This window comes from Domibacillus antri (assembly GCF_001936625.1).
In the GTDB taxonomy this organism is placed as follows: Bacteria; Bacillota; Bacilli; order Bacillales; family Domibacillaceae; genus Domibacillus; species Domibacillus antri.
Window position 1 is genome coordinate 1 of record NZ_MSDU01000056.1, and the last position, 9,569, is coordinate 9,569.

The 9,569-nt window shown below is 38.1% G+C and carries 10 protein-coding genes and 2 pseudogenes; 9 read left to right on the forward strand and 3 right to left on the reverse strand.

Annotated features, from left to right (window positions below; all coding sequences use genetic code 11):
• Nucleotides 1-358, reverse strand: a pseudogene (locus BTO30_RS17520) (Mu transposase domain-containing protein); the annotation flags it as partial.
• A gap of 56 nt (nucleotides 359-414) precedes the next feature.
• Between BTO30_RS17520 and BTO30_RS15645 the strand changes: the two are divergent.
• The 5 genes from BTO30_RS15645 to BTO30_RS15660 all read left to right on the forward strand — a co-directional run bounded on the left by BTO30_RS15645 (nucleotide 415) and on the right by BTO30_RS15660 (nucleotide 2,948).
• Nucleotides 415-558 carry a LexA family protein gene (locus BTO30_RS15645; protein ID WP_245796528.1) on the forward strand — a complete coding sequence of 48 codons (144 nt, stop codon included), beginning with the start codon at nucleotides 415-417 and terminating at the stop codon, nucleotides 556-558.
• A 1,001-nt stretch (nucleotides 559-1,559) separates the two neighbouring features.
• Nucleotides 1,560-1,886, forward strand: a complete 327-nt coding sequence (locus BTO30_RS15650) for a YnfA family protein (RefSeq protein WP_075399628.1) — start codon at nucleotides 1,560-1,562, stop codon at nucleotides 1,884-1,886.
• 410 nt (nucleotides 1,887-2,296) lie between these two features.
• Entirely contained in the window at nucleotides 2,297-2,512 is a 216-nt protein-coding gene (locus tag BTO30_RS17770) for a phage holin family protein (protein WP_245796530.1), read from the forward strand.
• Nucleotides 2,430-2,645, forward strand: a complete 216-nt coding sequence (locus tag BTO30_RS17775) for a hypothetical protein (protein WP_245796532.1) — start codon at nucleotides 2,430-2,432, stop codon at nucleotides 2,643-2,645. Before BTO30_RS17770 ends, BTO30_RS17775 begins: the two co-directional genes overlap by 83 nt.
• 15 nt (nucleotides 2,646-2,660) lie before the next feature.
• Nucleotides 2,661-2,948, forward strand: a complete 288-nt coding sequence (locus BTO30_RS15660; RefSeq protein ID WP_075399630.1) for an N-acetylmuramoyl-L-alanine amidase — start codon at nucleotides 2,661-2,663, stop codon at nucleotides 2,946-2,948.
• 325 nt (nucleotides 2,949-3,273) lie between these two features.
• Here the strand turns inward: BTO30_RS15660 and BTO30_RS15665 are convergent, their stop codons facing one another.
• Complete coding sequence (locus tag BTO30_RS15665) at nucleotides 3,274-4,101, reverse strand: protein-glutamine gamma-glutamyltransferase (protein WP_075399631.1); 828 nt, start codon at nucleotides 4,099-4,101, stop codon at nucleotides 3,274-3,276.
• Between the two features lie 227 nt (nucleotides 4,102-4,328).
• Here BTO30_RS15665 and BTO30_RS18075 point away from each other — a divergent pair, with 227 nt between their 5' ends.
• Nucleotides 4,329-4,448, forward strand: a complete 120-nt coding sequence (locus BTO30_RS18075) for a hypothetical protein (RefSeq protein ID WP_143331992.1) — start codon at nucleotides 4,329-4,331, stop codon at nucleotides 4,446-4,448.
• Between the two features lie 244 nt (nucleotides 4,449-4,692).
• On the opposite strand, the gene BTO30_RS15675 is transcribed toward BTO30_RS18075, so the two are convergent.
• Entirely contained in the window at nucleotides 4,693-4,872 is a 180-nt protein-coding gene (locus BTO30_RS15675; protein WP_075399632.1) for an H-type small acid-soluble spore protein, read from the reverse strand.
• 387 nt (nucleotides 4,873-5,259) lie between these two features.
• Between BTO30_RS15675 and BTO30_RS15680 the strand changes: the two genes are divergently transcribed.
• From BTO30_RS15680 to BTO30_RS17140, 3 genes and pseudogenes are all read left to right on the forward strand, one after another.
• Nucleotides 5,260-8,310, forward strand: coding sequence for a DEAD/DEAH box helicase (locus BTO30_RS15680; protein WP_075399633.1), 3,051 nt, complete (start codon nucleotides 5,260-5,262; stop codon nucleotides 8,308-8,310).
• A 292-nt stretch (nucleotides 8,311-8,602) separates the two neighbouring features.
• Nucleotides 8,603-9,103 carry a hypothetical protein gene (locus tag BTO30_RS15685; RefSeq protein WP_075399634.1) on the forward strand — a complete coding sequence of 167 codons (501 nt, stop codon included), beginning with the start codon at nucleotides 8,603-8,605 and terminating at the stop codon, nucleotides 9,101-9,103.
• 292 nt (nucleotides 9,104-9,395) lie between these two features.
• Nucleotides 9,396-9,557 (forward strand): annotated as a pseudogene (locus BTO30_RS17140) (bifunctional lytic transglycosylase/C40 family peptidase); the annotation flags it as partial.
• Nucleotides 9,558-9,569: the final 12 nt, after the last annotated feature.

Sequence of the window (9,569 nt, forward strand, 5' to 3'; positions counted from 1 at the left end):
GTTTTTGAAAATCTCGTTCATTTCCGATATACTGATCCTGATAGATTTTTTGTAATTGGGTCGGTGCCTGGCTTAAACATTCACTTTGAGCCAGGGCGCCTTTTTTCTTTTTAAAAGTATGAACATAATGGTAAATATCCATAACCCATTGGTGAGTTTGCCAACAGCGGCGATGGGTCGCCAAACATTCATGTTCACTGAAAATCCGAATGGTTTCTGCACTTGCCTTCAACTTTACCCATTTTCCCACATGACCTTCCGGCACTGAATAATGATTTTGCCGGTACGTGACCGTACTGTATTTGTCTACTCTGAACTCCAATAACTCTGAAGCATCAAAGGGTACAATGTCTGCACCCTGGCAGAGCCTAATCTTAAATAGAAGAAAAAAATTATCCTCCTGCAATTCGTGATATATGTGAACGTTTAAATTTAGCTTCATCTTCTACGGTAAAAGGTCACTTGGACTTACTGAAAAAGAAAGGGTACTTGACTTGGGAAGAAGGGAAGCCGAGGACATTAAGAATGCTCATATCTATAGAAGGAATGCAAAAATAAAAATGGCGAGGAATTCCTCGCCATTTCCCCGCCCTAATGTGGGTGTTTTTTATTTGTTTTTAGGAGTCGTTTTTTAAAAAGCTTGATATAGAGCCTTTTTAAAGGTAAGATCGGCTAAGATTTTAGCTCAACCGTTATGATATTTATACATCTTTATGGAAGAACACGTTTTGAAGGCTTTTATGAGTGATGACCAAAATTTTGTCCAAGCAATGACCAAAGTTTTTGGTCGTAAGATTCTTTATAATAAAGAAGGAATTTGACTATCTGTTGATATAGAGGAGTTTTGAGAGCGAGAATGAGTAAGAATTTTTGGCAGTATGTGTTCCGTACGCAGATCCATTTTATAAATTTTTTACCACAAACGATGTGGTAAAGTTACCACGAACTTACCACGAGCCCGGACATATTAATTTATCTTTATTTATCAAAGGTAATTAAAAGCCTGTTATATCAACGTTTATTTCGCGTTATTTATGTTATTTTCAACTCATACATTTTCCGCACACAAGTTCACCCTTGGGAGGGCGAGCAATACATGTCAATGTACTAAGATGGACAACCCCTTGAGCCGTATGGCTTTAAGGTTTTTTCTTTGTTTAAAATTGTGAGTAAAACACATAAAAAAGGGCGAGGAAAACCCCGCACCCACAAAACACCACAAGAAGTCATTTAGATCAAAAAAGATGCCCTGATATTGAGTAGATTATATCCGATTATTTTAAACATGTGGATTATGGAGAAAGACAAGATGTATGTTCAAAACACTGTGGCTAAAGGCTATATTACACAAACAGAAGCCGATTCAATTTTAGCAACCCCGAAAGCAGTTTAATATACTTTCGGAGCATAATGCTTCTTAGTATGTATTAATGTGTATTGTTAAATATAAGTGTTTGTCAGATAATATTTCCACACCATTCACGGAGGTTGATTAGCATCAAAATAAAAGAATTCATTGAGGAAGAGAAAATGATTGAGGAAATGCGGAAGAAAAACAAATGATGCAGATCATTTTTTTGTTTTTGCTGGCGGGATTAGCTGAAATCGGGGGAGGTTACCTGATTTGGCTTTGGCTAAGGGAAGGAAAGCCGGCTGTCTGGGGAATGGCAGGAGCAGTCGCACTTGCGCTTTACGGAGTGATTGCTACGCTTCAGACATTCCCTTCATTCGGCCGAGTGTATGCTGCGTACGGCGGCGTTTTTATTATTCTTTCAGTCTTATGGGGATGGGGGATAGATAAAAAGACGCCTGATTTGTTTGATTGGATTGGGGCTTTAATATGTTTGATCGGTGTCGGGATTATGCTTTTTGCTCCTCGGCATTAAAGTTTGAAAGGCGAGCAAAGCTCAGCTCGCCTTTTTTACGATGCATGATTAAATACTCTTATCTATAAACCTCTATAAATGTTGATTTATCAGCGTTTATGGATATTTTCGATCTAAGGAACATAATGCGTTTCAAGAAAAAAGTGAATTTCTCTTTGTGTCGAATTTAGTCACCAAACGAATTATGAGGTGGCTTAATAATGACAAATCCAGAAAATTCGTCTGATGAAAAAATTCGGAAGTTTTTTGAAGGTGACCATAGGAAAATTGAAATTTCTGTATGGTATGGTAAGGTTTAAAGAAAGCGTTCCAAAATGTTTGAGGCTTTACATCGCTCTTTATTAGAATATATGGGTTATGAGGATGAGTTCCTTTAATACACGATGACCGCTCTCTTTTTCTTTGTTGTGATGGACAGGATCAGCGGAGTTCGTGCAAGTAAAAAAGACATAACATACGCAAGCAAGTACAGGATTGGGGGCATTTTCCGTCCTTTTTTTATTTTGCTTTTACCGGCAGGAGGACACCTTGTCGACATGATCATTGGCGCCCCTGGTCCCTGGTATTGTATTCGGGCTGCTGTCATTCGGGACGCTTTATCACATCATCCAATCGATGACCGCTAATGCGCTTCGTGCTGGATGGGGCGAGTGGTTTCCGGACTGGATACTCAACCGATTGACAGAGTGGGCGAAAGAAGAGATCGAGTCAAAGTTGGCGCGGACTGAACAAAGAAAAAATAATCGCATTGCAAAGTAAGGGAGATGATGAAGAATGGCTATTGCTGTGTTAGAAGCAGGACATGGCCTGCCGGATCCGGGCGCAGTCGGTTTTGGTCAGGGATATATTCATGCACTTGAAATGGTGAATGAAGTGGGAAAAAGACTGCCAGCATCGATTAAAGTAATTAAGACGCGAAACGGCAAAAATGCGATGAATCCTCCCAAAAACGCCGACTTAAACCAGCGATGCCGTGCTGCGAATAATGCCGGAGCTGAACTGTTTGTCAGTGTGCATATAAACGCGTCGGCAAATACAGCGGCAAACGGGTATGTATCATAAACGGAAGCCGGCTGCAGCGAGTCATAAGTATTTCTCGCCATCTGTTTTTATAAGTTCCCTCATTGGAGCCCTTTATGCACGCCGACATGCCCACCTCGTTGCAAGTAAGTGCCACCGTGCATCAGGCTATAGGCGCGGAAGATTAAGTCTTTACCGTTCCGCCACGGATGTGATCAATCGTTTCATGGATAGCCTGCCGCCGCTCATCGACTTTTCGCCACCACAATTACATAAGCGTGGCGCGGGTGAATCCGTCGGCACACAGTTTTTACACTTGCGAAGAAATGAGCTTGAACCTTCCAGTTTTGAATACGGCGTTTGCCGATTACAAATAGAACACATATTGATCAAATGGAATCGAATTTTTATTATGGTGGACGCCGAGATGTTGATATTTATATATCGAATAACTTGGTTGCGACATTGAAAGTTTCGCCAAATGTTTAAAAGATGGTCTTGTCACTACATTTGTCAGATAGGCTGATTGATTTGTCCCCGGCCTTCTCCTTTGATTCAGAGCATGAATCATTTGTTCAGCTGTCTTTATTCCTAACCCGTGTCCAAAATACGTACCATCTCCTAGGACAACGGCATTTTCTCCTCTCCACTGAGGGGTTTGCGGATTGAAGTCCGGATTGTTAAAATATACGACATCTCCAGGCAAAAAATGGCCTGTATAAGTTGGTTCTATTCCGAGGTCAGGATCAGCATGCCAGCTGTATAAATAAATGTTTTGAAATAATTGATTAAATAAGGATTCGCCCATAAGGATTAGGACCGCATGGTAATAGATAATGACCTTTGCTGTTGCACATTCAAAAGCATATTGTGAACTGTTCATGTAGATATCTTGAATTGCGTCTGATGGTTTTACACCATGCCGCAGCAGGAATCCGCCAGTACGCGTCAAATGCCAGTATTGAGGATTACAACGGGATTTTGAAAACACTTCAAACCGCACATTGCTTTGATTCATGGCTCTTGCACTTAATATGATATTTTTTCGTAACTTAATCTCAAACGACAATTCACCTACGGATTGATACGAATAAACCGATGTATCTTTATTCATCTGTTGAATGATCACACTTTCAATACTGCCAGACGACCACATGTCACTTTGTTGAAAGGGCATCCCTGATATTTGAATCATATTATACCTCTTTCCAAGTTCGAGTATTATTTCTATTACCCAGCATATTCAAGCATCGTTTTAATGTGTGGCTTTCACAAATAAAACAATCCGTTCTTTTTCAGGAGGAACCCAGTCATTCGGTTAGTCCAAGAACTTGGATTGTTTATCCTTATTACATCATTTGCGAATCTCAGGACTTAGAGCGTTGAACTAGATGGTTTGACCACACGTAATTACAGGGAAAAATGCTTCATTATATAAATAATTATATTAGGGAAAGAAGTTATCCGCCTTCGATAGGAGAAATTGGAGCAGGAGTAGAATTAAAGTTTATCTCAACAGTAAAGGTCATCTGGATACGTTGAAAGATGCCGGTTATGTTACAACTTGGGAAGAGAAGAAGCAAAAGACGTTGAGGGTTATTAATCGAAAAGGTTAAAGAGGAAACCGAGAGTATTAAAGAGAAAGCCATAGCAATAAAGGAGCAGCTGTTGAAACGGGATCAATAAGGAAAAGCCGCATCAGTTTTTACGCTGGTACGGCTTTTTGTTTTATGAATTATGATTGGCCAGAGCATGATAAAATACCGTTGTCAAAATACTTAAATAATCAATGTTCCCTTAAAGAAGCTAAAGAAACAATTTGTTCTTTGTGCGGCTCATCAAGAGGATAAATTCTAGCAGTTTCATCGCTTTCTTCCACATGTAGAATATAAACGGGTACTTCATTGAAAGTTACATTAGCCATTACTGGTGAAGCGGCAATTTCTTTCCCTGGTTGTTTATTCATGGTTTTGACTTCCTCTAAATTGACGACAGTAATAACATTTTGCTTAAAAAGACTTAATTATTCTTAATAATTATTATGGAGCTGTATTGTGTAGCCTTGATCGTTTTATTAATTTTCAGCGAGTTTAAGTTGTAAAGCTGCGATTTCTGTCTCCTCTTTTTATCGACAAAAGACGACAAATAATGTCATATCAATTCTTTTTACCTAACAATATAATGAAATTAGACCTAATTATTTAAAGTAAAATTGCTGAGACTTTGATATACATAACAGGTTTTAAGGGATTGAGTTCGACAAATAGTGGAAATTGCGAATAGGAGGAATTTCAATGATACAACCTGAAACGAAAAACATAAAATTATCTTCGTTCAAGATGGGGACAAGAGGATGGGAATAACAAAAGTAACAACGGTACTGAAGGCGTGGCATTTAATAGAATCACTAGTGCCTAGTGAAGTGCCTCATAAAGATGAAACAATCGAAGGTAATTATTTTGAAGATAATGAAAAAAGGGTTAGAACACGTTTGGTCGATTTCGATGAATCCCCATGGAAGAATCAATTGAAGGATAGAAATAACTATAAAGTTCACTACCATTACTATTTAGCATGTTTTGAGCAGTATAAACTTGTCAGCCGTATGCGTGACATTTTTAAAAATAAGGAAGAGATTTTTAATCATGACAAGACAACTTTATTTAGTTTTTCCTTTACGGTCGATAGTGAAGGGAACTATGTAGAAGATTCCATGTTCGTTCCGTTTCTTATGTATGTGATGAAAGTGATGAGTGAGAACCAAAATATGCAATATAGAGATCTTATGAACCGTTTTCAAAGTCAGCTACAAATGTTTGAGGAACAAGCACGGACCACATTTATCAATGGAGTGACAGAGAAGTCTTTACATAAGATCCAGCAAGTATACCAGCGATATTTTGAGCAAATTGATACTGACTCACTGAACTATTTGGAGACAGAAGTTAAAAAGAATGATAAGGAGTTTACTTCCAAAAATTTTAACAGCTTCTATCTTAATGATCTACAACAAATAATCTCTAAAGGAGAAAATGAAACAATCCGTTGTTTTATTGAAGGGGTAGACATAGATGCACGTATTGATTTGAATCATACTCCTGAGTATATTGAGGAGATTTTACAGCCAAAGTATATGCCTGATGGCCGCTGGCCTTCACCAGTTGAACATCGTTTATCCTTAATGCAGCAAGTAGCTGTGAATCAGATTCTAAATAATGATCAAAAAATCAGTTCTGTAAATGGCCCACCCGGGACAGGGAAAACTACATTATTAAAGGATGTTTTTGCTGATCTAGTAGTTCAAAGAGCAAAGGAAATATTGGAATTTAAGGATCCAACCGATGCCTTTCAAAAAGAAGGAACTCTTAAATTAGACGGTCACCACTATCCTATTTTTTTAATAAACTCTAATTTGAGTAAATTTTCAATGGTTGTTGCTTCAAGCAATAATGGTGCAGTTGAAAATATTTCTAAAGAGTTTCCTCAAGAAGATCAAATTATACGTTCAGATGAGAAAAGTAAATTTAAAAATTATGAGGAGCTATATGCTAAAGAGGCTAAAGAGCTATCTATGTACCCATCTGTAGCTGGAGATCTTCTAGGCAATGACACCAATGCGTGGGGCCTCTTTTCAGGAGCTCTTGGTAAATCAGATAATATTTCTTCTTTTGGTTGGAAGCTGCAGGGGGCCAAAGATAATGAATATAGTTTTCTTGCCCAATTGGAAAAAGACAGCAAACAAGTTAAACTAGAAGATTGGCAAAAAGCTGTAAAAGAGTTTCAAGAGGTATACAAATCAATTCAACTAAAAAAAAGTCAGCTACAGCAATTTGCTGAGCAGTTTAAGGTTGCACAAGTTTCGAATTCCCAATTAGAAGGACTCAAGGAACAGATACGCAAACTTAAAGAAAAACGATCAAATACAGAAAATGAAATTGAACATCTAGAACAACAAAAGCAACTCACTGAACAACAAATTCAAACTTTACCTAAACCATCTTTTTTTCAAAAGTTAATCGGCAATAAAAATAAGCAAAAAACCATGTTGCAAGAAGAATTAAATACTATTCTCTTAAACTTAAAAGAAAAAGGAAGTAAACTTTATCAGGAAAAAAACCAAATAGAAGAGAAAAATAGAAATATCCAAGTTTTAAGAAAAAATTTAACTGGCTACACAAAACAGCGTGATTATTATGAGAAGCAGGGGTTGGTATTGCCTGAAGAGGGATACTGGTCCGACTCACAAGAGGCGTATGAGCATCGCCAGTTAAAAACAATTTGGCTTACAGATGAATTGAATTTTGAGAGAGGAGTTTTATTTTTAAAAGCGATGAAGCTGCATAAATTATTGCTGATCTTCAATTTTAGAGCAATTAAATCTACTATTCGTTTATTAAATAATCGTAAAAGCTTAAACCTTAATGACAGTAAACATAGATTGTACTTAAAGAATATGTGGCAGATAATCCATTTGATTACCCCTGTAGTGAGTACAACATTTGCGAGCTTTAACGCTATGTACCGTGGTATAGAAAAGGACTTTATTGATTACTTGTTTATAGACGAGGCAGGTCAAGCAAGTCCACAGCAAGCAGCAGGTGCTTTATGGAGATCAAAAAAAGCAATAGTAGTAGGTGACCCTATTCAAATTGAACCTGTTGTAACAATTGATCAAACCATACTAGAAGATGTAAGAGCGTACTTAAATCTTGATAATCGATATATTGATCCGGGTACATCTGTTCAAACATTAGCAGATCAAGCAAATCCATATGGTATGCTCGCCACCAATGGTCAATGGATTGGAACGCCGTTATGGGTTCATAGACGATGCTTAAATCCCATGTTTACCATTGCGAATAAAATAGCCTATGACAATAAAATGGTATTGGCCAAAAAGAGTTCAGGGAAGAGTACATGGTTCGACTGTAAAGGCATAGCAACAAATCGCCAATTTGTAAAGGAGCAGGGTGAACTGGTGGCTGAGCATATTGTTGAGCTGTGGGAAAAAGCGGAGGGCCCACCGAATGTATATATCATTTCTCCTTTTACCTCAGTAAAGGAGGGCGTTAAGGAGGTCATACGAAGCAGGTTCAAGGAAATGCAGGTTTCGAAAAAAGAAATCAATAATTGGCTGAAAAAATCTGTAGGAACTGTCCACACATTTCAAGGAAAAGAAGCAGATGTTGTATATTTGGTAACCGGAACAGATGAAAATAGCGATGGTGCAGCTAATTGGTCATGTTCAAAGCCGAATTTACTAAATGTAGCTGTTACCCGTGCCAAAGAAGAATTTTACGTGATCGGAGACTATAAACGTTTCTCTACTAAACAATATTATTCATCTATTATAGAAGACATTGACGAAGTCAAATTGGACAGCAGAACTAAAAAAGAGGGATGAATAATTGGTATAATTTTCAAGAGCGCAATCAATCAAACTAAAGGGCAAAAAGAGTCAGTAGTGCATTTGTCAATGCCGAGTTAATTTTGGTTCTTACGCAATTCTGGTGAATTGATTTGTAAGGTAAGGTCAATAGGCACACAAATTATTTTTAAATAATTTCACAATCTGTAGAGAACTCTTTTCTCTAATATTTCTAAACCAGCTCTTCCATAAGTCATGCGCTTAATAGTCTTTAACCGATTAATTTGCCCTTCGAGCAATCCATTGCTATATGGGGTGAGGAAGTGCTATGAACAAGGGAGAAAAAAAGGAAGAAAAAAATGAAATTGAACAGGCAGCTGGATCGGATCAAGAAGATCCAGTTGCAACTACTGAAAATGAAGAAGAAAATCCATACGACCAGAAAGAACATTTTTCAGAGAAAGAATTGAAGGACAGCCAAGAAACCGCAGTTGAGTTTTCGAAAGCCTTCCACAACTACGATTCAGACAACCCTACCAGCTACTTAGAAAACGCAAAGCCTTATATGGCAGATGCGTTATATGAAAAACAGAAAAAAGCATTACGGAGAGAAACCTTAGAACGAGCTTATTTAACAGCTGAAACTACGGACGTAACCCAGGTATCTAATACCAGTGAAAATGTTGTCCGGTGGAATGTCATGGTAAGAGGTATAGCAAAATCAGTAGATGGAAAAACTTCTGAAACAGAAGATTGGTATTTAGTCAGTTTGAAGTTTATAGATGGAGAATGGAAAGTAGAGGATGTGAGAGTGAATGTCCCAAACTAATCATCCATATGAGCAAGAAGGAAGCAGCGCATTAAAACAGGCAGCCGGAACAGCGGCAAAAAAAGCCGGAAAATATGCGGCGAAGAAAGCCTTAAAAAAAGCAGCAGCAACAAAAGCGGGTGCTGTTGGGCTTCCCTACATTTTAGCTGCGATTGCGGTCCTTCTTGTAGTTGTAGTATTAGCTGTTGGGATTTTGGTTGTAGTAGTATCAAGCGTTAAAGAGGAAGAAACAGCAGAAAGCGGCGCAGGATTAGGTTTTTGGGGCGGTGATATATCTGCAATAGGAGAAAATGAGATTCCAGCAGTCTTTATTCCAGTTTATAAGGAAGCACAGGAAAAATACGGAGTACCGTGGAATCTCCTTGCAGCACATCATCGTGTCGAAACAAGATTTTCTACAATCAGTCCTATGATCTCACCAGTTGGGGCAACCGGACATTTGCAGGTGCGACCATAAGGTCACATA

Excerpts from the sequence above, each read along its gene's own strand:
- BTO30_RS15650 (WP_075399628.1), top strand. The coding sequence starts at position 1,560 with ATGATGCAGATCATTTTTTTGTTTTTGCTGGCGGGATTAGCTGAAATC.
- BTO30_RS17770 (WP_245796530.1), top strand. The coding sequence starts at position 2,297 with ATGGACAGGATCAGCGGAGTTCGTGCAAGTAAAAAAGACATAACATAC.
- BTO30_RS15660 (WP_075399630.1), top strand. The coding sequence starts at position 2,661 with ATGGCTATTGCTGTGTTAGAAGCAGGACATGGCCTGCCGGATCCGGGC.
- BTO30_RS15665 (WP_075399631.1), bottom strand. The coding sequence starts at position 4,101 with ATGATTCAAATATCAGGGATGCCCTTTCAACAAAGTGACATGTGGTCG.
- BTO30_RS18075 (WP_143331992.1), top strand. The coding sequence starts at position 4,329 with ATGCTTCATTATATAAATAATTATATTAGGGAAAGAAGTTATCCGCCT.
- BTO30_RS15675 (WP_075399632.1), bottom strand. The coding sequence starts at position 4,872 with ATGAATAAACAACCAGGGAAAGAAATTGCCGCTTCACCAGTAATGGCT.
- BTO30_RS15680 (WP_075399633.1), top strand. The coding sequence starts at position 5,260 with ATGGGAATAACAAAAGTAACAACGGTACTGAAGGCGTGGCATTTAATA.
- BTO30_RS15685 (WP_075399634.1), top strand. The coding sequence starts at position 8,603 with ATGAACAAGGGAGAAAAAAAGGAAGAAAAAAATGAAATTGAACAGGCA.